Annotated in this window: 26 protein-coding genes and 2 pseudogenes; 15 read left to right on the forward strand and 13 right to left on the reverse strand. The window is 68.3% G+C overall.

Annotated elements, in window-relative coordinates; all coding sequences use genetic code 11:
• Positions 1–715: 715 nt before the first annotated feature.
• Positions 716–1,783 carry a DUF262 domain-containing protein gene (locus ACWCQ1_RS47320; RefSeq protein ID WP_451029520.1) on the forward strand — a complete coding sequence of 356 codons (1,068 nt, stop codon included), beginning with the start codon at positions 716–718 and terminating at the stop codon, positions 1,781–1,783.
• Positions 1,784–1,794: 11 nt separating this feature from the next.
• On the forward strand, positions 1,795–2,727 hold the full coding sequence (locus ACWCQ1_RS47325) for a hypothetical protein (RefSeq protein ID WP_451029521.1): 933 nt from the start codon (positions 1,795–1,797) through the stop codon (positions 2,725–2,727).
• A gap of 62 nt (positions 2,728–2,789) precedes the next feature.
• Here ACWCQ1_RS47325 and ACWCQ1_RS47330 read toward each other — a convergent pair whose 3' ends face one another.
• The gene (locus tag ACWCQ1_RS47330; protein ID WP_451029522.1) at positions 2,790–3,902 is read right to left on the reverse strand and encodes a hypothetical protein; all 1,113 of its coding nucleotides are present in this window, start codon (positions 3,900–3,902) and stop codon (positions 2,790–2,792) included.
• A gap of 1,188 nt (positions 3,903–5,090) precedes the next feature.
• Here ACWCQ1_RS47330 and ACWCQ1_RS47335 point away from each other — a divergent pair.
• Positions 5,091–5,444, forward strand: coding sequence for a hypothetical protein (locus ACWCQ1_RS47335; RefSeq protein ID WP_451029523.1), 354 nt, complete (start codon positions 5,091–5,093; stop codon positions 5,442–5,444).
• Positions 5,445–6,290: 846 nt separating this feature from the next.
• Here the strand turns inward: ACWCQ1_RS47335 and ACWCQ1_RS47340 are convergent.
• From ACWCQ1_RS47340 to ACWCQ1_RS47355, 4 genes are all read right to left on the reverse strand, one after another.
• Complete coding sequence (locus ACWCQ1_RS47340) at positions 6,291–6,689, reverse strand: type II toxin-antitoxin system VapC family toxin (protein ID WP_385254853.1); 399 nt, start codon at positions 6,687–6,689, stop codon at positions 6,291–6,293.
• A complete protein-coding gene (locus tag ACWCQ1_RS47345) occupies positions 6,686–6,964 on the reverse strand; it encodes a hypothetical protein (protein ID WP_358597939.1) in 279 nt (92 codons plus the stop codon). The genes ACWCQ1_RS47340 and ACWCQ1_RS47345 overlap by 4 nt, the downstream gene beginning before the upstream one ends.
• A 90-nt stretch (positions 6,965–7,054) precedes the next feature.
• On the reverse strand, positions 7,055–8,206 hold the full coding sequence (locus tag ACWCQ1_RS47350) for a tyrosine-type recombinase/integrase (RefSeq protein ID WP_451029524.1): 1,152 nt from the start codon (positions 8,204–8,206) through the stop codon (positions 7,055–7,057).
• Positions 8,206–8,418, reverse strand: a complete 213-nt coding sequence (locus ACWCQ1_RS47355; RefSeq protein ID WP_358597933.1) for a helix-turn-helix domain-containing protein — start codon at positions 8,416–8,418, stop codon at positions 8,206–8,208. Before ACWCQ1_RS47355 ends, ACWCQ1_RS47350 begins: the two co-directional genes overlap by 1 nt.
• A 95-nt stretch (positions 8,419–8,513) precedes the next feature.
• Here ACWCQ1_RS47355 and ACWCQ1_RS47360 point away from each other — a divergent pair.
• Positions 8,514–9,021: pseudogene (locus tag ACWCQ1_RS47360) on the forward strand (LysR substrate-binding domain-containing protein); the annotation flags it as partial.
• Here the strand turns inward: ACWCQ1_RS47360 and ACWCQ1_RS47365 are convergent.
• From ACWCQ1_RS47365 to ACWCQ1_RS47385, 5 genes are all read right to left on the reverse strand, one after another.
• Positions 8,984–9,145, reverse strand: a complete 162-nt coding sequence (locus tag ACWCQ1_RS47365) for a hypothetical protein (protein ID WP_351472787.1) — start codon at positions 9,143–9,145, stop codon at positions 8,984–8,986. The pseudogene ACWCQ1_RS47360 and the gene ACWCQ1_RS47365 overlap by 38 nt on opposite strands.
• 147 nt (positions 9,146–9,292) lie before the next feature.
• Positions 9,293–9,967 carry a hypothetical protein gene (locus ACWCQ1_RS47370; protein WP_451029525.1) on the reverse strand — a complete coding sequence of 225 codons (675 nt, stop codon included), beginning with the start codon at positions 9,965–9,967 and terminating at the stop codon, positions 9,293–9,295.
• A complete protein-coding gene (locus ACWCQ1_RS47375) occupies positions 9,964–10,335 on the reverse strand; it encodes an STAS domain-containing protein (RefSeq protein WP_358597927.1) in 372 nt (123 codons plus the stop codon). Before ACWCQ1_RS47375 ends, ACWCQ1_RS47370 begins: the two co-directional genes overlap by 4 nt.
• A 365-nt stretch (positions 10,336–10,700) precedes the next feature.
• Entirely contained in the window at positions 10,701–10,970 is a 270-nt protein-coding gene (locus tag ACWCQ1_RS47380) for a hypothetical protein (protein WP_358597924.1), read from the reverse strand.
• A 5-nt stretch (positions 10,971–10,975) separates the two neighbouring features.
• A complete protein-coding gene (locus ACWCQ1_RS47385; protein ID WP_451029526.1) occupies positions 10,976–11,572 on the reverse strand; it encodes a DUF5994 family protein in 597 nt (198 codons plus the stop codon).
• Positions 11,573–11,808: 236 nt separating this feature from the next.
• Between ACWCQ1_RS47385 and ACWCQ1_RS47390 the strand changes: the two genes are divergently transcribed.
• The 5 genes from ACWCQ1_RS47390 to ACWCQ1_RS47410 all read left to right on the forward strand — a co-directional run bounded on the left by ACWCQ1_RS47390 (position 11,809) and on the right by ACWCQ1_RS47410 (position 15,864).
• Positions 11,809–12,723, forward strand: a complete 915-nt coding sequence (locus ACWCQ1_RS47390) for a PAS domain S-box protein (RefSeq protein ID WP_451029527.1) — start codon at positions 11,809–11,811, stop codon at positions 12,721–12,723.
• Entirely contained in the window at positions 12,660–13,565 is a 906-nt protein-coding gene (locus ACWCQ1_RS47395) for a PP2C family protein-serine/threonine phosphatase (protein WP_451029528.1), read from the forward strand. Before ACWCQ1_RS47390 ends, ACWCQ1_RS47395 begins: the two co-directional genes overlap by 64 nt.
• Positions 13,566–13,899: 334 nt before the next feature.
• Positions 13,900–14,268: an STAS domain-containing protein gene (locus tag ACWCQ1_RS47400; protein WP_451029529.1), complete on the forward strand. Its 369-nt coding sequence runs from the start codon at positions 13,900–13,902 to the stop codon at positions 14,266–14,268.
• Between the two features lie 46 nt (positions 14,269–14,314).
• The gene (locus ACWCQ1_RS47405; protein WP_358597911.1) at positions 14,315–15,100 is read left to right on the forward strand and encodes a GAF and ANTAR domain-containing protein; all 786 of its coding nucleotides are present in this window, start codon (positions 14,315–14,317) and stop codon (positions 15,098–15,100) included.
• Entirely contained in the window at positions 15,097–15,864 is a 768-nt protein-coding gene (locus ACWCQ1_RS47410) for a GAF domain-containing protein (RefSeq protein ID WP_450701042.1), read from the forward strand. Before ACWCQ1_RS47405 ends, ACWCQ1_RS47410 begins: the two co-directional genes overlap by 4 nt.
• A 6-nt stretch (positions 15,865–15,870) precedes the next feature.
• Here the strand turns inward: ACWCQ1_RS47410 and ACWCQ1_RS47415 are convergent, their stop codons facing one another.
• From ACWCQ1_RS47415 to ACWCQ1_RS47425, 3 genes are read right to left on the reverse strand one after another with little or no spacing between them, the layout of a single operon-like run.
• Positions 15,871–16,338, reverse strand: coding sequence for a DUF5994 family protein (locus tag ACWCQ1_RS47415; RefSeq protein WP_451029530.1), 468 nt, complete (start codon positions 16,336–16,338; stop codon positions 15,871–15,873).
• Positions 16,308–16,745: a DUF5994 family protein gene (locus tag ACWCQ1_RS47420; protein WP_451029531.1), complete on the reverse strand. Its 438-nt coding sequence runs from the start codon at positions 16,743–16,745 to the stop codon at positions 16,308–16,310. The genes ACWCQ1_RS47415 and ACWCQ1_RS47420 overlap by 31 nt, the downstream gene beginning before the upstream one ends.
• Before the next feature lie 46 nt (positions 16,746–16,791).
• Positions 16,792–17,802 carry an acyl-CoA desaturase gene (locus tag ACWCQ1_RS47425; RefSeq protein ID WP_358597900.1) on the reverse strand — a complete coding sequence of 337 codons (1,011 nt, stop codon included), beginning with the start codon at positions 17,800–17,802 and terminating at the stop codon, positions 16,792–16,794.
• Positions 17,803–18,177: 375 nt separating this feature from the next.
• Here ACWCQ1_RS47425 and ACWCQ1_RS47430 point away from each other — a divergent pair.
• From ACWCQ1_RS47430 to ACWCQ1_RS47455, 6 genes and pseudogenes are all read left to right on the forward strand, one after another.
• A pseudogene (locus ACWCQ1_RS47430) lies at positions 18,178–18,516 on the forward strand (hypothetical protein); the annotation flags it as partial.
• Between the two features lie 306 nt (positions 18,517–18,822).
• Entirely contained in the window at positions 18,823–19,086 is a 264-nt protein-coding gene (locus ACWCQ1_RS47435) for a hypothetical protein (RefSeq protein ID WP_358597898.1), read from the forward strand.
• Positions 19,087–19,677: 591 nt separating this feature from the next.
• Positions 19,678–20,169 carry a DUF5994 family protein gene (locus ACWCQ1_RS47440; protein ID WP_451029532.1) on the forward strand — a complete coding sequence of 164 codons (492 nt, stop codon included), beginning with the start codon at positions 19,678–19,680 and terminating at the stop codon, positions 20,167–20,169.
• A complete protein-coding gene (locus ACWCQ1_RS47445; protein WP_358597894.1) occupies positions 20,166–20,339 on the forward strand; it encodes a hypothetical protein in 174 nt (57 codons plus the stop codon). Before ACWCQ1_RS47440 ends, ACWCQ1_RS47445 begins: the two co-directional genes overlap by 4 nt.
• 6 nt (positions 20,340–20,345) lie before the next feature.
• Positions 20,346–20,762: an ATP-binding protein gene (locus ACWCQ1_RS47450; protein ID WP_451029533.1), complete on the forward strand. Its 417-nt coding sequence runs from the start codon at positions 20,346–20,348 to the stop codon at positions 20,760–20,762.
• 453 nt (positions 20,763–21,215) lie between these two features.
• Complete coding sequence (locus ACWCQ1_RS47455; RefSeq protein ID WP_451029534.1) at positions 21,216–22,220, forward strand: STAS domain-containing protein; 1,005 nt, start codon at positions 21,216–21,218, stop codon at positions 22,218–22,220.
• Positions 22,221–22,268 lie beyond the last annotated feature (48 nt).

Consider the following 22,268-nt stretch of genomic DNA (forward strand, 5'->3'; position numbering starts at 1 on the left):
TGCACGCGCCGATCAGACGCGCACAGCCAAGCCGAGGCAAGCGGTGTCAAGCATCAGGTGAAGCCACAACGTCAAGCATCAACCGAGACAAGACACGCCCCATCCGACCGACTGAGTTACAACTTTCTCTACTGGTTCAAGGCGGCTCGCTCCGCTCCCCGCGCGCGGCCCGGCCCCCGGCCGGGCCTGCGCTCCTGTCTCCGCCCCGCTCCAGCCCGGCCGGCGCCCGCGCCGCGCGCACAGCAATCAGCCCCTTGTTCTCAGAAAGCAGTGCCTCCGGCGGGGGCGCTCCGACTCCAGGATGGAGAAGGCGCCGCTCGCGAGTACCGGCCGAGTGTGGCGTACGCGGAGAGCTTCCATCCCGTCTGCCGTCGACCCAGGCAGAGCCGAGCGGGCGCGGCCCAGGGCGTCAAGGTCGTTCGTACAGTGGCGCGCTCCACCTTGACGCCCTGAACCACGCCCGCTCCACGGTGTGTGGGTCGACGGCAGACGGGATGGAAGCTGGGAACGGGGTGGTGAAGGTAGAGGAGGCAGCGCACCACACGGACGCGAAGGCGGTGAGGCGATCCACTGCCATGGGTACCCACTGTGGCGCCGTGCGCCTCGAGTGCAGAGCAGACTGCCGAATCGGCAGACATGTGTCCGATCAGTCGGGCATGATCGAGGAACGTGTTCATCACAGGCACGTGCGGGCTGAGACTTGTTGGAAGAGGTAATGAGTACCGAGTCAGAGATCGTCGAGAAATTCAAGAACGCACAGAACGCGCTCGTGATCCAGGCGTCGGACCTTTCCCTCGAGACTATTGCAACAATGGCAGATAGCGGAGCAATCGATGTTGCTCCACTTTTCCAGCGTCGAGAGCGCTGGGATGTGCGGCGCCAGTCTGCGTTGATCGAGTCATTCCTTCTGAATGTTCCTGTACCCCCAGTATATCTATCCGAAGACGATTACGGCAGCTACTCCGTAATTGACGGGAAACAGCGCATCACAGCTGTCCGCGACTTCATGTCCGGGACGTTCGCACTCAGCTCCCTTACGCGATTTCCGGAGATCAACGGCCTGAAATTCATCGAACTTCCTGGGCAGTTGCAGAATTCCCTAAAGGTCCGACCTTACATCCGAGCCATCACCATCCTAAGACAGTCGGACAGGGGAACAAAGTATGAAGTGTTCCACCGCCTGAATTCCGGTGGCGAACCTCTCAATGCACAGGAAATTAGGAACGTCATTTATCGAGGTCCACTGAATGACCTGATCATGGAACTCGCAAATTCTGCTTTCCTTCGTCGGCAGTTGAAGATCCGGGACGAAAAATCTTCGGCATTCAACCTTATGGCCGATGCCGAGTTTGTGCTCAGATACTTCATGCTGCTTGAGACTTGGCGATCGTTCTCTGGAGATTATCGAATCTCCATGGATAAGTACATGGAGAAGCACGGCCAGGCGAAGCAAGGAGAGATTGACACACTTCGCAAGTCATTTGAGCGCTCACTGCTCGCATGTCAGAAGATTTGGGGCGACTACGCCTTCAAGCGGCCTGAAGGTGCAAGCTGGCGCGATCAAATGCTGGCAGGAATGTACGACGCCCAGATGATTGCCGTGAGCATGGCTGACGACAAGAGGATTTCAACCCTCGTTGCTCACAGTGCGGACGTAATCCAAGGCACTCGTGATTTGTTTGACGATCCCGACTTTGAGACGGCAGTCAGAGTGGCAACCAATACTGCATCTCGAGTAGTGCACCGAGTTGAATCTGTGTGGCATATGATCTCATCGTTCTAGAAGGAGAATCGATGTCTTCCCGCGACTCCTTCATTGAACGCATTGAGACCATCCAAAGCGCATCAAATGACGCATATCTCGTCGACCGAGTTCTGACCGATGTAGAGCACAATGCTCGTGCGCGTCTACTCAGAAACGGCCTGATGGTCGTGGCCTTCACGTCCCTCGAAGACTTCATTCGCGCGCGGACGAAGGACTTGTTGGACTTCATCAGCCGGACAGTCATCCCTTTCCCTAAGCTGCCTCAGGGTCTCCAGGAAGCTGCAACCATGGGTGCGATGAAGGCGGCTAGAGATAGAGCGCAGATGGCGAAAAGTGCGGGAGATGACCATCTGGCACTACTGCAAGAGGCAGCCTCTCAGATTGCAAGCACCTCCGGTGGTTCGCTACAGATCAGCAGATTCAGCTTGGGATATTCTGGCTCGAATGTTAGCAGCGCGGAAATTGCAGGAATTCTTGCTGCACTCAACATTCAAGATGCCTGGAACGAAATCAGCATCATTGCGCGGCGATGCGGTGCGGGCAGCATGCCTCTAAAGCCTGCATACGATCAAGCTATGCGCCTTAGACACGAAGCCGCGCATAAGCCCGACGCCAATATTCAGCCACTCGACCTTCAGGAGTTCTGCTCTCAAGCTCTGGCCATCGCCCTAGGCTTCGACATTGTTGCCAGCAGAGCCGCTAAGTTGATTCGCGACGGCGACCAAGACATCCTGCTAGGAAAGATCAAGGTATCTCAAAATTGTACGATCAGGTTCCTCGACGCCGAAACGAGAGGGTACGTAGAGCGCCGAGAGCATGCCGGCCGTGCCGTGAAGGTGACAAAAGAGGAAGACGCAGCCTTGGTCGCTGCTGTAGCCAATGCGACTCGGGCGGGAGAACCTCTTGTTCGACGGGACCTTAGTTCACTTCCAGTGCAGTGGTTGATTACAGATGGAAGCTAACTACAAGGCCAAGCCGTGGAGCGTTATATGCCGTAGCGCGAGCCACGAATACAACACGTCGACTAGACGCCACGAGACCAGTCGTTCAAGGCACTGGCCGTCTCACTGATACACGTGTCGACCAGAGCGCTCAGTCCCTCGAAGTCGTACCCGGGAAAGTATTGAGGCACCAGACCAAAGATCGGCTGCCCCAGGTCCACCCTCGCAGTATCAGCACTGGGCAGCAGGTTGTAGTGCATCAAGGTGTTTCGGAAATGTCGTACGGACCGGTCCGTGACTACGCGTCCAGCGGGAGCGGCCAGGATGTTTTCGATCACTCTCGTCGACGCCGGAGACAGCGGGTATCGCGAATCCTCCTTGAGGAGCTTGAGGCTCAACAACACCTGATACAGGGTGATGTACCGAATCTTGAACACCGTGTACTCAAGATTGCGGATATCAGAGCCAGCCGTGATGACCTTGTTGATGAAGTTCATCCTGACCTGGAAGTCGGTCAAGGCCACGTTGATGGCCGCCTGCGTAGCTGCTCCATTAAAAGCCTCCGCGTAGTAGGTAGAGGCCAACACGTCTGCGGACTTCAAACGGGACCCGGAGAGGAAACGTACGAACGTCTCGCCTCCGTGCGTGTCCATACGAGCGCCAAGTGCGGCGAAGCATTGCCCCATCTGTCGCGTGATGCCTATCCTGTACACGCCGTTATCATTCTGGAAGAGCTTGTCTGCCTCGACTCCAAGGTGAAACGCAGCAGCGTGTGAAGTCGTAACTAGCGTGCCGTCGTACGTGAAGAGCCCCAAGTCCTTCTCCCAGCGACGGGCGAACCGGAGCCAGGTATTCCCAAGGAACCGCGCAGAGTGCTTCTTCAAGATGTCATCTTCAAAAAAACGCAACTGCCCTTCAATGTTTCGCTGGTTATCTTCGAAGAGCTTCAGGCTGTGCCGGGCACGGGCACACACCTCTTCAGCTTCTGCGGAGAACTCATCAAACACCGAAGGGTCGATCGTCTGGGGCTTCAGCTTCGCCTCATGAAGCACGAGTGAGAAGTACGGAGCCATACACAGAGGCGTGATCGCCGATATGCTTGCGTTATTCACTGCCTGAAAGTCACGAAACAACCGGCCCATGTAGTCAGCATCGCTCGCTACGCCAGCCTTGATGACGTCATCGTTAACAGACACAGATAGCCCCCTTGGCGTTAAGTTGAACTATCCCGCCTTCGTGTACGCAGGGCAACTAATTTAAAGATCGAACATGCATGAAACGGAGTGGGCCCCCGGCGCAATGCCGAGGGCCTGAGCACTACTCACTTACCCCGCGCGACCTTTGCCCACTGGACGTAAGTCTCTACCAACTTCAACACGTCCGCGCGAGCCTCAGCCCGGAGGAACGGAAAAACAAGAAACAGGTAGAGAACGCCAACACCCACCACCGCAAGCGGCACGTGAGACAAAAGCGTGGACAGACCGTTGCCGGTGAAGCCCTGTAGTGCATGTGCCAGAGTCTGAAACCATCCCAACTAAAATACTTCCTTTCGATGAACGAACCACTGCATGGTCCCTTTCGGCTACTACCGTGCGCGGGATTCAAGTGCAGGCTGTTCTGAAAGTTGTAAGCAGCTGGAAGACTGCGGCCCTGGCGGTCCGCCATCGGGGCAAACTTACCACGATATAGAGCTACTTGGACCTTGATCTCCGCCTATTGGCATCTCTCGTTGCCCCCTACGTTTTCCCACATGGCGACTCACAGCGTGAGCGTTCGGGCCCTGAGGGCTCGGGCCGAACCCCTAAGGCGGTGCTCACCACTCACGGCGAGGCTGTGAAGTCGGCGGACTGGTCGAGGTGAAACGCGGAGCTCGGGGCCGTCGGAGTTCACCCCCACGCAGGGCAAACTCGAACAGCCGCAGCAACACCGGACGGCAGCACAAGCTCAGCCTCGCGACTGATCCAGTTGCTCGGATACGGCTGGTCGGTGGTGAGCACGAGCGTCATGCCCGGGGTCTATGTGCACGGCGCCCAGGCCACGCCCTGGAAGTACGTCGGCCTGCCACATAGCCGCCAGCGATAGGCGTGCTGTCGACAGCAATCAGTCGTGATCCCTTGCAGACCAGCGCCATGAAACCCCCTCCAACAGCGAAGATGCTAGCGAGCCCGGCCCCATCGGCCGTCTCAGTTTCCGTCTCATTCAGCGCCGTTCACGACCGTTCAGACGGGACCGAAGCCGGTAGCCGCTCTCACAACCGGCCGCCCATGAACGCAGGTGAACGGCCCCGTATGCGGCCCTGCCAGGCACCACCACAGTTGGAAAGCGTGTTGGTCCGCACGGACCGGGCCCAGGACACCACCAGTCGAGGCGGCTACGTTGAGGGCGTGGATGAGGAAGCGATCACCATCAGGCTCACGCGCGATCAAGCGTTCGTTCTATCGGACTGGCTCTACCAAGTCATGTTCCAGTCCGACGACCTTGAGGGGATCGTGCACGATCAAGCCGTCTGGTCGCCGATCTACGCGATCTCAGGAAGCCTGGATAAGTCGCTGAGCGAGATCTTCATGCCCGACTACGGCCCACGCCTTGAAGCCGCCAAGGATCGTCTCCGCGCCCATCTGTACGGGGGAGCCGATGAGTCGACGGCACCAGGCCAGGACACGACCGACGCACCACAAGCGCACCAGATAGAGCGGGGAACAGCGGGGAATCACGGTGAAAGCGACCAAGGGCGATGACACCTGGCGCCAGGCGAACTGCCAGGTCATCGCCACATTCAGGCCCAAATGCCCGCAGCTTCCCAAGCTGAGAGCGCGAGTTCGATTCTCGTCACCCGCTCCATGATGAAACCCCAGGTCAGTGGCCTGGGGTTTGTTTGTTGTCTAGTCCAATTTGGGGGTTGCGTGCCCTCCGCGTGCCCTAAGTCGCGCCGATGTGCCATCGAAAGGGACATCGAAGGGCCATCTCTGATGACATATCAGCTGATAGTCTCGAATGGCGAGACGCATTTTCTGTGACCTGCGCCACTAATGGGCGGCAGGGTAGGGAAGTCGCGTACGCAAAGCGGCGGGGCCAGGGCCGTGATGCTGCCGCGAGAGAGGTGGAGCGGGCGGGTCGCAGTCGGCGAGGCCATGGAGGACTCGGTCGTGGCCTCGCGCGAAGCGCCTCGCTGTGCCCCAAGACCGCGCTACCGGGGCAGGGGTGCCGGTGGCTGCCTGCCGTCACTCAAGGTACGGCGGGTACGTCCTCCATTGCGAGACCGTTCAAGCTCTGCGCGGACCCCCGTTCAGGCTCTGAACTGAAAGTCCGGGCGTTTCCTGAGTGAACAGCGCGAGCGTCCACTGAGTGAACACTGCTCCCGTTTCCTGAGTGAACGGCTGGGCCGCGGCGGCAGCGCCCGGACCGCGTGATGGCGTAGTAGCCGACGGCGGCCTAGCGGCAGCGAGCCGGGGTTCCGGTGGGCACGCCGCCGCCGAAGGGGACCGCGCCAACCAGGGCGTCCGAGACTCCTTCGATCAGGCAGGATCTCGGCGCAGTCGGTGGTACAGCCCGCACCCTCTGGCCGACGGAGTCGCAGCGTTCCCTCACACCTTCTCGGCCAGCACACGTGGATACCCAGCGGTGAGCAGACCAATGTCCTCGACGTCGGACGTCAGGATAGTCACCCGGCCAGGATGCTGGAGCGCGGTCGCGCACAGCATGGCGTCGATGGCGTACTTGTGGCCATGCAACCCCGCTGCCCTCAGCAGGGTGGCGGCACCCTGCGCCAAGCCTTGTGTGACCGGCTCGACTCGGATTCGTGACAGCGTCCACCTCAGCGCGGCTTCATTGATCTTCGGGTGGATGACCTCGACAAGGACGGCCGCTGAGGTGATGACCGGCAGGTCGGCGTCGCGGGCGGCCGTCAGCCACTCGTGGACCTCACGGTCCCGCTGCACCGCCTTCGCCAGGCCCTCGCTGTCCAGGACCAGGACACCGCTCACGCGGCCGCCCCGGCGCCCGAGGTGCCGCCGGTCAGACGCGCGCGTTTGGCCGCCACCGCCTCCGGGTCGGCCGGGCCGTGCACCTTGTCGAAGTCCGCGATCAGTTCGTCAAGGTTGTCCTGCTCGATCTGCCGCTGGGCCGCCTTCTCCAGGTACGCCGAGACGCCCCGCTTGCCGACCCGATCGCGGATCGCCTGCAGGGTGCCGGCGGTCAGAGTGACGGAGATGCCGCTGGTGGGACCGTCACCGGGGAGGAAGTCCACGTCGTCAGCCATGACTCCGAGTATGCCATTGAAGATGCTATAGCACAGGACCGATTCACCTCTCTTTCGCTCAGAACCCCGTGACTGCCTTGCAGTGGACGACTACGCCTCGCGTGCCTGCTGCCGCCCCGCACTCGAGTCGCGCAGCTGCTGGCGCACCTCCACGTCGATGCTCTGCGCCAGCTTTCGCTGGTGCCTCGCCGTCGAGTGCTGGTAGATCAGCTGGGCGCGCTCCGAGGACTGGCCGGCGCGGACCATGAGGTCCTTCAGCTTGGCACCCGTGTCGGCAGCCAGAGTGTTGCCGGTGTGCCGTAGGTCGTAGAAGCGGAAGTTGTCCGGCATGCCGACCTTGGTCCTCGCCTTGCGCCACTTGCGGCCGAAGGTCGAGCTGCGGAAGGGAGCGCCCTTCTCCCCGATGAAGAGGAGTCCGTCCCGCTCCTTCTCGGCGAACCACTGAAGGTGGCGACGCAGTTCCGCGAGCAGTAAGTCGGGCAGGTAGACAGTGCGCTTGCCCGCCCGGGTCTTGGGGTCACCGGTAACGCGCCTGCCGTTGGTCAGCTCCGGCGAAGCCTGTGTCACGTGCAGGGAGCATTCGTCGAGATCGACACTGTGACGGCGGAGTTCGGCCAGTTCCTCCGGGCGGAGGGAGGCGAAGGCTCCGAGCAGGACCATCAGACGCCAGCGTGGGCCCATGGCATCGGCGAGGTCGAAGACCTGCTCGATGGTGGCGGTGGGGCGTTCGTCGGCCTTCTCCTTGCCCGCGCCCTTGATACGGCACGGGTTGCTGCGGAGCATGTCGTCGTCGACCGCCGTCTGCAGGATGGCTTTCAGCAGCCGGTACGACTTGGCGACCGTGGTGGCGCCGGTCGCCTTCAGGCGGTCGGCTCGCCATGTGCGGACGGAGGGCGGGGTGATCTCGTCCAGGTTCTTGCCGCCGAAGGTCGGCAGGATGTGGAGACGGAGAAGCCCGTCGTAGCGGTCGACGGTGGTGGGAGCCAGGCCGCGTTCCTCCAGCCAACGGAGTGCGTACTTCTCGAAGTTGACCGCGCCGGCGTCCGGGTGACGCCAAGTGCTGCGCTCGATGTCCGCGCGGACGAGGTTGAGCCAGTCCTGGGCGTCAGACTTGGTCTCGAACGTCTCCGGTGCTTGGTGCCGTTGGCCGTCCGGTCCGAGGTAGCGGGCCTGCCATCGGCCGGAGGCGAGCTTACGTACCGTGCCGAACTCGCGCCGCCGCTGCGGCTTGCGTGCCGCCATCAGGCCGCCTTCCCGTAGCGGGCACGGATGCGGCGGACCGGCTCGACGGTGCGCGCCTCGACGTACTCGGTGATCGCGCTCTCGGGGATGCGGACCGGACGGCCGAGCTTCACGTAGCGGATGCGGCGCTCGGCGATCAAGCGGCGGACGAAGCGCTCGCCCGTGCCGAGCATTTCGCCTGCCTCGGCCACGGTCAGGAGGCGGTCAGCCATTCGCGGTCACCTCCAGCGCGGTGTGGGCGGTGCGCTGGGAGCGGGGAAGGGCAGGGGGTATTGCGGGTCGGCGCAAGGGCGTTGGGTCCTTTACTCGGGGTGGTGCGGCGCTCATGCACGCGCCGTTCAAGTCCCTCGCCGGGTTCGACAGCGAGGAACTGATGAACGAGGGGCACATCGCCATCCTGCCCGCCAGGCACCCCCTCGCCGCGCGCAGGACTCTGTCCCTGGCCGACGAGAACGACATCGCCGACCTTCCGCTCGCCCGCTGGCCCCGCCACGGCACGTACCCACCCGGCCCGGGCTCCGAGATCCACGACCAGACGCAGCTGGCCCAGATGATCGCCCTCGGACGCACCGTGGCCGTCTTCCCCGTTCGCCCGCGCCTGGCTGTGGGCCGAGCACACCGCCGTCCCCGTGACCGACGCGCCGGCCGTCGTCACCCACATCGCCTGGCCCGCGCACAGCCGCTCCCTGGCCCTCGCCGGGCTGATCCCACGGCGCGCAGCTATGACCCTCTCCTGCCTTCCCTCGACGGCGTACGAGCGCCCGCGTTCTTCCCCGGTCAGGCGGCTACCGCCACGCGCTTGCCGAGTGCGCTGAAGTCGACGTCGAGCTGGGCGTCGTAGTCGTCCGGGGTGATGCCGAGCTCGTAGGTGGAGTTCTCGCCGAAGCGCATGATGTGCGTCGCGGCCGTCACCCGGCCGACCTCGTGGAAGGCAATCACGCGCCCAGCCTGTCGGCGAAGCACGGTCGACAGCGGTGCAGCCGTGTCCTGCGGCTGCGCGCTCGGTCGCTTGAGTGCAGGCAGGCGTGATCCTCGACCAACGCTGGTCGGCGATGAGTTGTACGCGCGGCGGCCGCTCGTCGGTTGTCAGTCCGGCCGTTGGGTGCGGTTCTCGTGGGCGAGGCCGTCCGGGTGGGCAGCACTGCGCTGCCCGAGGGGAAGGACCAGGGCCCGCAGCAGCACAGTGGCCGGCGACCGGAGGACCGTGGGATCCGACGGTCGACGGACCGCTCCGATGTCCTGCCATCCCCACGACAGGAAGCTGTCGCAGGCCAGGGCGTCGGCTTGGTCGACCAGGGTCGCCCCGAGCGAGGCGTGGTGGTCGGCGAGCAGACGTTGCTGGAGTCGGCGGGCGAGGCCCTGGTCGTCCGTATGGGGATGCACCACGATCTCGGTGATCGCGAAGACGTGTCCGGACACGGTGAGCTGTTCCACGCTCTGCGGCAGGGGCCCGTCGAACCCCCTCCACCATGTTCCCTCGCGCGGTACGGGGAATCCGTACGCGCACCCGGCGAAGGCCGTGTCCTCGGCGATCAGCAGGGCGAATCCGGCCCGCCGGATGTCGCCGGTGAGCCGCCGCAGAAACGCTTCCCGCCCCCGGTACTCCTGGCCTGCCTGCGCCCGGGAGGACTCCACGTACAGATCGGCGAGGTCCTCCCGCAGGGTCTCGGCCTGCCAGCGGTTCAGTCGGCGCAGACGTACCGCGTGGGCGGGAGTCGATCCCTCGCTCCATGGCGGCTCGCGGCGGAGCGGGGCCGTCACGGCGCACCGCCCGCGGCAGCGGGAACCCGACCGGGTGATGGTCGAACGGCGAACGGCTCGTGGAGCAGGAAGCCGGAGCCGGTGATCTCGATGATGCGGGCCATGATCGGCGGCGGACAGTGCAGTCGGAGGGCTGTTCCGGCATCGGTGGCCGTCCGGTGTGCCGCGAGGAAGGCGTTGAGTCCGCCGGCGTCGCAGAAGGTGGCCGCCGTGAGATCGACGTCGACGTAGCGGACGCCGTCGAGCACGCATGCGGCCACTGCGGTGCGTAGGAGCGGGGCGGTGGCCGTGTCGATCTCTCCTGCGAGGGTGACCGGGGTGCGGTGGCTGCGGTCGTGCCGGTGGACTTTCAGCTGGGGTAGGGGCATGGCTCCTCGGTTCGGGGTGCCCGTCGCGGCGTACCGCCGATGCGGGGATGTACGTGGTGAGGAGTGAACGGCCGGTCCGGCGGCCCGAGTCGGGGAGGGCGGTGGTGGATCGGCCGTTCGGAGATGTGCCTGGCGATCGGACGGAAGGTCCGCACCCGGCGGGCATCGTGTCCTGAAGGGTTACCGTCCGGGGCGCGGACGGCGCTGTCGGAAGCCTGGTCGGCTCGGAGGGAAGCAGGACACGGAAAGACCCCGGCCTGTCAGGAGCGGTGCGGCGGCCGGGGTCCCGGGCTGCGGGCTGTGCGCATCAGTTGGTTCGGTTCGCCCGTTCGGTGACGGGCGGGGAGTGCCTGCCGGAGACGGGCTCACCCGGCTCCGTCACGGGTGCGGCGCCGGGGCCGGAGCCGCCCGCGTCCGCCGTCGCGATGGTCGCGGCGGCGGCCGGCGCTGCTCGTCCCCACCCCGCCGCGGGCCTTCCGCGGAGCCGACGCGGCCGGTCCCGCGACAGGCGTTCCGGAGCGGCCGTAGTGGAATGCGGCGATGCGGTCGCCGTGCTGTGCGCCGAGCAGATGGATGAGGAACACCCCGAGAGCGATCATCGCGAGGATCACGAGCACCGTCACGAACGTCTCCACGACCCTCACCTTCCCATCGGCCGATACGGCAGCGCAGCGGTCACGGCCGGGATCCGTGGACGTGCGACCGGATCGCGGGCCGCATGTCCTCCTTCGGAGACCCAGACCGCCTCGACGGCCCGGTCGGTCTCGGACACCGTCCGCAGGCGCGCCGCCTCCTCCATCAGCCGGCTCGCGGTCGACGTGCCCAGTGGGTCGCTCGCGGCGGCCATCAACCAGGCGGCCGAGACGGGAGTCGTCTGCGGCGGGACCACGAGGAGGTTCCAGCGGCCCGTGCGGTAGGAGAGCAACAGCAGTTCATGCGGGTCCTGCTCGGCCAGGAACCAGCCCACGTTCACCACATGCCCGGCGACGGGCACCTTGCGCGGGACGACCGGCCAGTGGGTGGGATTCACCGTGACCCGGGTGATCCGCCCCCACAGCGGATCCAGCACGTCGGTCAGGGAGGGGAGTTCCGCCACCAGATCGCGGGAGCGGGGCCACCAGGCGCCGTCCAGCAGAGCCGGTGCGGAACCGACGGGAGCCAGGGACAGACGGACGAAGGACGAGGAGGAACGGTCTTCCGCTTCGGCTGTCGGCGGGAGGGAAATGGTCGCAGTCATGACGCGAACCCTGCCCCGGGCCGGCCGTAACCGGCCCGGCATATTCGATCGCCGAAAACGTCACAAGCATGGAAGCCGGTGCGCGAAATATCCTCGGTGATTTCAGCGTACTCCTCGGACAGGCTCAATGGACCGTTCGGTCGGCGGAGGAACGACCCGGTGCGCAGCTGGGCCTCGGACGCCGTAGTGCCCGCAGAAGCATCATCCGATGACGGCAGGGTTGTTTCGGTCATGCGATGACATGTGGGTCAGCCGAGGCCGTCGTACCACCGGCGGAGGGCGGCGCGGTGGAGGGTGCGGGAGGTGAAGGGGCGATCGAGCAGGGTTTCTGGCGGCAGGTCGTCGAGCAGCTGGGCAACGCCCTGATGGTGGTGGATCCGGCCGGACGGATCCTCGTCGCCAACCCGGCCGCCGAACGGCTGCTGGGCCGGACCGCCCGCGCGATGCGCGGGATGGACGCGCACGAGCTGCTGCACCGGGATGCGGACGGCAGCACCCTCCTGAGGGAGCTGTGCCCGCTGCTCCAGGCGCTGGCCGGGAAGGTCGCCGCGCGCGGGGAGGGCGACAGCTGTCTGCGCGGTGACGGTCGCCTGGTCACGATCTCCTGGTCCGCTTCTCCCCTGGCGGACGACGGCTCCTTCACGGGCATGGCCGTGCTCTTCACCGACGTCACGGTCGACCACGGCGCGCGTCGGGAACGTGCGGCCTATACGAGTGCTCTGGAGGATCTCAACGAGCGGCTGACGCTGGTCGCGGAGATCACCGACATACTGGGCCAGACCCTGGAGACCGACGAGGCCCTCGCCCGGCTGGGCCGTCTGCTGGTTCCGCGCCTCGCCGACTGGGCGGCGGTGGACCTACGGGCCGGTTCCGGGCAGGTCCACCGGGTGACGGTGACCGGTCCCGCGGGCCGGGACGCCGGACTGGAGGGCGGGCGTGAGCACCTTCCCGAGGCCGCGGAGGGTGACCACTCGCCTCTTGTCCAGGTGCTGAACGGCAGTTCTCCCCTTCTGCAGCAGCAGGAGGTGGAGGCCACGGCCCCCTCCGGCTCCTCCCTGGCAGCCCTCCACAGCGATTCCTGCGCACGGTGCACGCGACGTCGGTCATCACTGTGCCGCTGGCCTCCAGACGGCAGATCACCGGCGCGCTGACGCTGGTGCGCACCGATCCGGCGCACCCCTTCGACACCGACGACCTGGACGTGGTGAGCGACATCGGCCGCCGGGTGGGCCTGGTCGTCGACAACGCCCGCCGGTACGGCCGCCAGCGCGCCGTCGCGGGGGCCATGCAGCGCAACCTGCTCGCCCCGCTGCCCCAGCCGGGCCGCCTGCGGCTGGCCGCCCGCTACCAGCCCGCTCCGGTCGGCTCCCAGGTCGGCGGCGACTGGTACGACGCGTTCGTGCTGAAGGACGGCGCGCTCGCGCTGGTCATCGGGGACGTCGTGGGACACGATCTGACCGCGGCGGCCGGGATGGCCCAACTGCACGGCATCCTGTGGTCCCTGGCCTGGGACCACACCGAACCGCCGGGCGCGATCGTCGACCGCCTCGACGACGCCATGCCCGCCATCACCACCGTCCCGATGGCCACCCTCGTCCTCGCCCGGGTCGAAGGCCACCCGGACACCGGCCCCTGGACACTGCGGTGGACCAGTGCAGGGCATCCGCCGCCTCTCCTCCTGGCCCCCGACGGACAGGCGCAGTACCTCGAAGCCGGACAGGGACTCGTCCTCGGCGCTCCCCCGGTCACCGGCGCGAGCAGACCCGACGCCACCCTGCCCCTGCCGCCGGCCGCCACCCTCCTCCTCTACACCGACGGGCTGATCGAGATCCCCGGCAGCGACCTCGACACCGGCCTGGGCCGACTGCGCCGCCACGCCCTCGCGCTCGCCACCGCACCGCTGGACACGCTGTGCGACGAACTGCTGGCCCGGATGCCGCCCGGCAGCACCGACGACGTGGCCCTCCTCGCCCTGCGTCTGCCTGATTCCTGATCGCGGAAAGACACGAATGAACCGCTCCGCGGGGGTGTGCGCTCGGCCGGGCAGGGGCCTCGGTGTACAAGGCGGGTTTCAGCAGCGTTCCCCTGGGGACTGGGCCCACCCAGACTTCTCCGGTTCAGCCAACGTGCCGGCGGAGCCGCACGGGCGGGGTGACGAGAGGGTGCGGAAAACCGGGCCTGGCCGCCGCCCCGCCGCGCGTGTGCGCGGCAGTACGCTGGGTGCACGGCCGCCCGTGACCCCGGCCCTCTCCGTGCAGCACCGTTCCGCGCAACAGAGGCCCTGCGCAAGGCGAAAGCCACTCCACCGACAGAGGAGATGGGCGCGAATGAGCCCGTATCCCGATCTGTTCGACGAGTGCCATGTGGTCCGGGCCGGCGGTGAGCTGGACGTGACGACCGCGCCGGCCTTCGCGCACGACCTGGAGGCCGCCCGGTGCGACGGCGGGCCGCCCTTCCTCATCGTCGACCTGCGCGGCGTGACCTTCATGGACGGCAGCGTCGTGGATCCGCTGTGCGCGGCGTGGCACGACTGCCGTCGGCGGGGCGGATGGGTGCGCGTCGTCCACGTCCGGCCGGGCACGACCCTCCTGTTCCGGGCCTGCGGCCTGCTGGCCCGTTTCCCCCGGTACGCCAACCCAGGGGACGCCTGGCAGGGCATACCCGCCGGCCGCACGGCACCGGACCGGCCCACATGAGGTGCGACGGCGGCCGCGCGGTGCCCCGCGGCACGGAGCCCCGCCCGTGGCAGAATCGGGCACCGTGATCAGCGACGGCATGGCCGAGGTGCTGCGCCGACTGCACCTGGACGCGCCCGGTGATCCGGCGGCGGCCTGGGCGCGGGTCCTCGGCGCCGAGGGCGTCGCGCTGACACTGCTCGTCGGCGCCGAGCGGACGCCGGAGCCACTGTGGTGTCACCCCGAGCTGAGCGCGCGGTTCGACGAGCTCCAGTTCACGCTGGGCGAGGGCCCGGCACCGGACGCGGTCCGCACCGGCTCACCCGTCCTGGAGCCGGACCTGGACCGTGTCCGCCCCGAGCGCTGGCCCGCGCTGCTGTCCGCCGCGGCGGAGCTGGGGGTCCACGGTGTCTGCTGTTTCCCGCTCGGCATCGGCGCCATCCGGGTCGGCGTACTGACCGTGCTGTGCGACGGGGACCGGCGGATGGGCGAGCAGCAGTACGCGGACGCCGGTGCCCTGGCGGCGGCGCTGACCGGCGCGTTTCTGGGCGGGGACCTGCGCCGGGGCGGGGACGGTTCGCCGCTCGGGGTTCCGGAGCCACCGTCGGTGCTGCACCGCCCGGCCGTGCACCAGGCCACGGGAATGATCAGCGTCCAGCTCGGTGTGTCCATGCAGGAAGCGCTCCTGCGCCTGCGGGCCCACGCCTACGGCAGCGAACGCCCCCTCGGGGAGGTGGCCGAGGACGTGGTCGCCCGCAGGCTCCGTTTCCGCAACGACCCCACCGACGACTTCACCGACGATTTCGACGACGATGGAAGCGGGCCGAATTCGCCCGACGGAGGAAAGGGATGATCGGCATGGCCCGCGAACGACGTCTGGCCGAGATCTTCGTGGAGGTCGCCGACTCCCTCGTCGATGACTTCGACGTCATCGACCTGCTGCAACGGCTGTCCACACGCTGCGTCGAGCTGCTCGACGTGTCGGCCGCCGGCATCCTGCTCGCCGACGCGCACGGCGAACTGCAGATCATCGCCGCCTCGGACGAACACACCCGGCTGCTGGAGCTGTTCGCGCTCCAGCAGGACCAGGGCCCGTGCGTGGAGTGCTACCGCACCGGCAACGCCCGCACCAACATCGACCTGACGCGCCCGGAGACGACCGTGCCCTGGCCGCGCTTCGCGGCCCGCGCCCGCGAGACCGGGTACGTGGCCACCCACGCCATCCCGCTGCGCCTGCGCAGCAGGATCGTCGGCGCGCTCAACCTCTTCCAGACCACACCGCAACGCCTCGGCGACGACGACATCGTGCTCGCCCGCGCCCTCGCCGACGTGGCCACCATCGCGATCCTGCAGCAGCGCACGCTGGAGCAGTCACACGTCGAGAACAGCCAGCTGGAAACCGCGCTGAGCAGCCGCATCCTGATCGAACAGGTCAAGGGCGTGCTGGCGGAGCGCTGGAACACCTCCGTCGACGACGCCTTCGCCGCGTTCCGGTCGTACGCCCGCGCCCGTCACCTGCGTCTGTCGGAGTTCGCCACGCAGATCATCTCGGGCGGCTTCGACACCGCGGACATCCCGCCACCGGCACCGGACCGTTCCGTGGACCGCGGCGGCTGACCTCTCTCACGTCCCGGTGTCGATGAGGATCTGTGCGGCCTGGGTGACGTTGCCGGCGCGTACCGCTTCGGCCATCGCGGCGCGTGCCGCCTCGGGCGTCGCGTGCGGCGGGACCACGAGGAGGGAGAAGTGGTCCGCCTCGCCCCGGGTGACCAGAACGGTGTCGTCGCCGACCGGGAAGGAGTCGATGCGGACCACACGGTCACCGACGACCAGCCGCGTCGGCAGCGGGTCCCACGCGGTGGCGTCCAGGCCGACCCGTGTGACGGGACCCAGCAGCTCGGTCAACGCCGTGACCAGGGCGGGGAGTTCGGCCGCGATGTCACGGGAGCGCGGCCACCACGCCCCGTCGAGAACGCCCCGCCGGTCATCCGTCGTCTCCAGCCGGACGACGGCCGTACCGGGCTTGACGGCCCGGTGGACGGCGTCCGGCGGGAGCGGGGTCACCCGCGGGGAACCGGGTCCGGTACCCATGGCGAACCTCCCTCGATGTCGGCCACAGCGGCCGCCATGAGCGGTTCCGCGGCCTCTGCGGTCGTGTCCGGGGGCACGACCAGCAGGTCCCAGCGCCCCCGGCCGGGGGCGAGCAGGACGACGGTGGGCGGGGCGGACGCGGCCAGGGTCCTGTGCAGTCGTACGACCTGGTTGGACACGAACATCCGGCCGGCCGTCACGGGCCAGGCCGCCCCGTTGACGGTGACGCTGGTGACATGGCCCCACTCCCGTGGCAACCCGGCGAGCAGGCGCGGGAGTTCGACGAGGAGGTCGTAGGAGCGCGGCCACCACGCCCCGTCGATGGCCCGGGGCAGGTCGCCGTGGGGTGCCAGGCGCAGGCGCAGGACAGGGTGGGAGGGAAGCGGGGGTTGCAGTGCGGTGGTCATGGGCTGAGCTCCTGTCGACTGGCCGTGCGCGAGTGGGTGGTTGACGTCAGGCGCGACGGGCCGCGACCCGCTCCGGCGTCGGCCAGCGCACGTCGTGCACCCAGCCGAGGCGTTCGAGGAGGCGGATGACGGCGGCGGACGGGTCGAGTTGACCGCGGTCGACGCCGTGCCGGGCGCTGGTGGGGTCGGCGTGGTGGAGGTTGTGCCAGCTCTCGCCGAAGGAGAGCAGGGCGAGCGGCCACAGGTTGGTGGCCCGGTCGTGGCGCCGGGTGCGGAAGGGACGCTCACCGATCAGGTGGCAGAGGGAGTTGACGCTCCAGGTGACGTGGTGGAGCAGGGCGATACGGACAAGTCCCGCCCACAGCAGGGCGGTCACGCCGTACAGCCAGCTGCCGCCGATCGCCCAGCCCAGCCCGAACGGCAGCGCGAGCGTGAGGACACACAGCAGCGGGAAGGCGCGGGAGACGGCCCGGATGTCGCGGTCGGCCAGCAGGTCGGGGGCGTAACGCTCCGGCGGCGTACGGTCGTTGCGGAACAGCCACCCGACATGAGCGTGCAGCAGCCCGCGCAACTGGCCGCGCAGATGCGTGCCGTAGCGGTACGGCGAGTGCGGGTCGCCGGGCCGGTCGGTGAAGGCGTGGTGGCGGCGGTGGGTGGCGACCCAGCCGATGACGTCGCCCTGGAAGCTCATCGAGCCGGCCACCGCGAGCGCGATGCGCACGGGACGGGCGGCACGGTAGCCGCCGTGGGTGAGTCCGCGGTGGAAGCCGACCGTGACGCCGAGGCCCGTGATCGTGTAGAGGACGGCGGCGAGCACGATGTCGGCGGGGTGGATCAGGCTGCCCCACAGCAGCCAGCCGGCCAGGCCGAGGGCCACGAACGGCAGGACGACGATCACCCCGGTCACGGCCACGTACAGCCGCTCCCCGCCGTCGCGCGCGGGCAACGGGCCGTCCGACGGGAAGGGGGAGGTGCCGTCGTAGGTCTGCGGCGGCAGGACGGTGTCGGGCGGGGGTGCCGGGACAGACGGGACAGGCGTGGTGGGACTGAGTGACATGGGACGGGGCTCCTGCCCTCGATGAGGCCGCTCTGACGGAGGTGCGGCCGGGGTCACGGGCTGCCCATGGGGCGGGTGGTGTGCTGGAGACGACCTGTCGGATCGGCACGACACACCCTCGTTCTGCCCACCGTACTCCTCGTGCGGGGGAATGCCCGGACACCGCTGGTCGGCGCCCTCCGGCAGGTACCTCCGGGCCGGCGGCGCGTTGACGCCCGCCCACCCACCGTCGCCGGACGTTGACCGGCAGCACGGCGCCGGGTCAGGAAGGACAGGGCCGACCGGGTCTCCGGAAAGCCTGCGGCAGGCCGTCCAGGAGGCGAACGGCGCCTATGCACGGTGACACACGTCCCCATGGAAGCGGTACACACGACGATGTACGACCAGACACGCGCCCAGCAGCCCGCGGACCGGCCCTCGGGCCCCGTCGGACGCCGTGCCACGGGCCCGGAGCCGCTGCTCCCCTCGGACGGACGGGAGGAGATCGTGCGCCGCCTCGGACATGCCGTCAACACCTTCGCGGACAGCCCGCGCGAGGCACTGGAGGAGGCAGCGGGCGCGTGCGACGAAGCCGCCCCCCAGCTGGTGAGCGCCCTCGCGGAGCGGCGGCGGGCCCTGCGCGCGGACTGGGCGGACCTGGACCCCGAGACACAGTCCACCCAACTACGGTTCGCACTGCGGGAGTACCGGGAGATCACCGGACGGCTGTTGCGCGCCCGGCCAGGGGGCCACGGGACCGGCGGTGGGCGCGATGTACCGCCGCGCGCCGGGGCGTGCCCGGCACCGCGTCATCCGGCGGCCGCCGGTCCCCCGGCTCCGCAGGGCCTGCGAATCGGTCCTTGCCCGGGGTCATGGGGCCCGGGCAGCCTCAGGCCGCCAAACGGTATGCGTTCCCGCGGGATCCCACGGGCGGCCGAACACGGTAGCCCTACGTGCACTCGCCCCGGGTGAGAACCCTCCCGTACACCCCGCTGTCCGGCGAGGCTCATCCTGTGCCCACCTGCCTTTCCGCCCGGCCCGGTGAGCGGCGCCTGGTGGCCCACGGAAACACCCCCGGACGGACGCGCCGAGGTACGCATCGTCGCCGCCTCCCCCGAGGTCGCCCGTCGCGTTGCGGAGGTTCTCCGCCATTGCTTCGCGGCCACCGAGCATCGCAGCTTCCCCGCGGGCGCCGGGGGAGGAACGCGGCGTGAGCTCGCCGTGGACACGACGCGGGCGGCGGAACCGGCGCGGTCCTGGTTGGAGACCAGCCGCTCCCCCGGGGAGGACCGCCGACGTATGTGAGGCGACGTCCGTCCGGCCTCTTCGGGGGGAGCGTGAAGTCATCGGGAGCATTCCGCGCACACGCCTTCCGACGGCCGCCGTCGGGCGTCCGATCCCCGACGACGGCCGCCATGGGCTCCCCACGCGACCGATTCCCCCCGGTCTCGGCGCGTGTTCGGGAGCCGTGTGCCCCACATCGGACCGTGCCACGGTGAGCAGGTCACCGCGCCGGTCACGCGACGAGGGGAAGCAGGGCGAGGCGAGCACAGGAGCCGACCGGGCGGGCAACGGGAGCCGACTGCTCTGCAGGGGCTGCGAGTCGGTCCTTGCCCGGGTTCTCGGGGCGCGGGCAGTTGACAGGCTGCCGAACGGCGTGCGTTCCGTACGAAATCCTATGTACGGCGGAATCCTGCAAGCCTATGCGGACTTTCCCCGGGTGAGAACCCATAACGACCCATGAGAATCCGTCGGTCGGCCCGCCTGTCGACACACCGGGGCGGAGTAGCGTGGAGCGAACCGGGAGTTGACCGTGCGCCGGCCCCCGTCGGCGTCGTTCTCGGCGCACCACGACACCGGCCCGTCGCCCGGCGGCCCGGAGACAGGGACCGCGACATGAACGCGCCCACCGGTCGACGCGCCTCGCCCGACCGCAAGCACTCCTCCCGGAGGCGCCCCTCCTCACTTCCCACCCGGCTCACCCTGCGCCCGCCGACTTTTCCACCCGGCCCCGTGAGCGGCGCCTGGTGGCCCTGTTCCGACGACCTTCCGGCCGAACTGCCCGCTCTCATCGAGGCGTTGGACACATCGTGGGGGCGTGTGACGCGCATGGCCGCGCACCGCAGTGCCTGGCCTCAGGCGCCGCGCGAGCTGCCCGTCGCCGGTCACACGGTGCGGGCAACGTGGTACACGTCCGGGTTCGACCCGCACGCCATCCGGCTCTTCTCCTACGGCGTCGGACGCCGGGACCTGCTGATCGTCCCGCCCGGGACCGGCGCGGCCACGGCCGGGCGGCTGATGACGGCCGCGGCCGATCCCGCGCTTCACCTCACGGCGAGCGCGCTCCTGGCGGATGCGGGAGGAAGTCCTCCGGCAGAAGACACGTGACCATCGCGCTGCAGCGCCGCCGCGCCGCGACCGGTGAGTCGCTCGCCCGCTTCCGGTTGGCGATCACCCCCGCGGGGCATCAGGAGGGGACAGGCCCGGCCGGGCAGGACATGCCGCGGCCCGGCGAGTGGCCACGGCCATGGCGGTCGGTGGCCCAGGAGGGGAAGTGATCCGCCATGCGTGCGCATCGGCGTACCCATCGGCGTTTCGTACGAGTCGAGTACCTCCTGCCCGACGACGCCGAATCGGCGGGCAGGGCACGGAAGTTGACCTCGCAGTTCCTCGCCCGGCCCGACCGCCGGGCGGCAGGGCTCGACGCCGAGCACATCGGCGACGCGACCCTCATCGTCTCCGAACTGGTCACCAACGCCACGCGACACGGCGGCACCTGCCGCCTGCGTCTGCACGCGTCCGACACGCAGGTGACCGTCGAGGTCTACGACGACAGCCCCGGTCGGCCCCGAGTGCGACCGCTGACTACCTGGGGCGAGAGCGGGCGTGGACTCGCCATGGTGCGGTGCCTGGCACAGCGCCTCGACATCGATCCGGTCAGCGGGGGCGGCAAGAGAGTGCGCGCGGTCCTGGTCCTGTGACGGCCCGGGCGTCGCTCCCAGGCCAGGCGTGGCCTGAACGTACCGCGAGTTTCCGGCGCTGCTTCGTCTTCAGGGCCCTGCGTGAGCGGAAACGCGCCTACCTGTGGCGGCTTTGTGTGAGACCGCCCTCACCGGATACTCGGGCGGCGTGAGGTTCGGCAGTGTGCCTCACGAGTGGGCCGTCTGCCCCGGATGTCTTCATGGGTGCCCGGCAGGCGGTGCGCTCGTTCCGTGGACCCGTCCGCTGCTGCGGGTCGAGGTGGCCGGCGGCGTACGGTGGAGATACCGAGGGCATCACGCACTCCGGCCGTCCTGCCGGGTCGTCCTCGGCGAGAGACCAACCCCGGGTCGTCCGAGCGGCGGTGCGGAGACGGGTCGGCGTCATGTCCGCCGCGATCACAGCAACTCCGCGCACGTCCCTGGTCGTTGCGCTTCCCTGCCGAAGGGTGGGTGATGGACGTGCAGCGCCTGGACATCCACCGGCGTGACCGGGGGGAGCGGGCCCTCGTCACGCTTGTCGGCGACATCTGGCCGGCCACGGCGCCCCTGCTGCGGGCCGCGCTGGAGCAGTGCCTGCGCGACGGCATGACCGCCATCGACGTGGATCTGACCACGGTCGGCTCGTGTGACGCCAAGGGGCTGGACGTCTTCCTGACGGCGTCACGGCATGCCGGCCGCGTACACGCCTGTCTGCACCTGCACCATCCGTGCGCGCAGATCACCGAGCTCCTCGCCGCCACCGGTTCCGCGCCCCTGCTCCTACCGTCCCCGGCACGTCCTGTGCCGCCGGTCCTGCTCCGTGGTCTGCCGGACACGGTCGCGGCGGTTCCGTCGGCGCCCGGGAGACAGCCCCCCGGTGACCGCGCCCGTGCGCCGGTCGTCGCGGACGCGATCCGCCTGCGCAGACTCACCCGTCGGCAGGCGGAGGACATGCGGGAGGACATCGCCGACCTGGCCGTGGCGTCTGTGGCGGGCTCCTCCGGAAAGGTGTACCGGGCACGGAGCGACTTCCTGCGACGGCTTGCCGTCAGCGCCCGACGGCCTGGTTTCGCGCTGCTCCTCGCCGAGACGACGGTGCTGGTGGGATGCGTCTTCGGATTCCCGGTGAGCCCCGTCGGCCGGTCCGAGCAAGGGTTGCAGGAGAGCGTCCAACGGCTCACCGGCTGTGCCCGGTTCCTGCTCCTCACCCAGGTCGTGGCGCACCAGCATCCACAGCACCGCGACATCGGCCGCCGTCTGCAACAGCGTCTGCTGGCCGATGAGCGCACCGAACTCGGAGTGGCCCTGTTGAGTCCGGCCGACCGGGCCGGGCAGGCCGCCTACGACTCGTGGGGGTGGCGGAACCTCGGGGAGATGGTCGGGCTGCCCGGTCGGGGTGCTCCTTGCGTGTTGACCCTGTTCCGGGGAAGCGGACCGTCGCTTCCGGCGCCTCGGGCCGCCCGTCCGGGCCGGGCGTAGCCTTGGTGGCACCGAGAGCATGTCGGGCGCACGATCACGGCAGCGCCG

This window comes from Streptomyces sp. NPDC002144 (assembly GCF_053593695.1).